A 561-nucleotide genomic window follows, 5' to 3' on the forward strand; every position below is an offset into this window, starting at 1 on the left:
ATCATCGAGGACGTGATCTCCGGGGCGCTGACCTACCGCAAGCTGTTCATCGGCGCCCGCGTCCTGGGCAGGCGCTTTGAGGCGGTGACGGCTCCGGGCGAGGCGGTCGGCGTGATGCTGCCCAATGCCAATGGGGTCGTGCTGTCGCTCACTGGGCTTCTGTCGTCCGGCCGGGTGGCGGCGATGATCAACTATACGGCCGGACCGGCGAGCGTCACCGCTGCCGTGCGCACGGCGGTGATAAGGACCGTGATTTCCTCCCGCGCCTTCGTCGAGAAGGCCGATCTGGCCGATATCGTCGCGGCGGTCGAAAAGGGTGGTGCCAGGCTGCTGTGGCTGGAGGATGTGCGGGAGAGCGTTACCGCGCTGGACAAGCTTGCCGCCGCTCTGCTGTGGCGCTGGCCGCTGCAGCGGCAGGATGCGGCCAAGCCGGCCGTGATTCTGTTTACCTCGGGCTCGGAAGGCACGCCGAAGGCGGTCGTGCTGTCGCACAAGAACCTGTACGCCAACGCCATGCAGGCCGAGGCGCGGATCACCATCTCGCCGGCCGACATCCTGCTC

The 561-nt window shown here is 67.4% G+C and carries 1 protein-coding gene; it reads left to right on the plus strand.

All coding sequences use genetic code 11. The annotated features are described in order from the left end of the window. The coding region (locus EOC06_RS44505; RefSeq protein WP_245470391.1) for an AMP-binding protein at positions 1-561 on the plus strand (561 nt) is incomplete at both ends.

It is taken from the genome of Mesorhizobium sp. M7A.F.Ca.MR.362.00.0.0 (genome assembly GCF_004023175.1).
Taxonomy (GTDB): domain Bacteria; phylum Pseudomonadota; class Alphaproteobacteria; order Rhizobiales; family Rhizobiaceae; genus Mesorhizobium.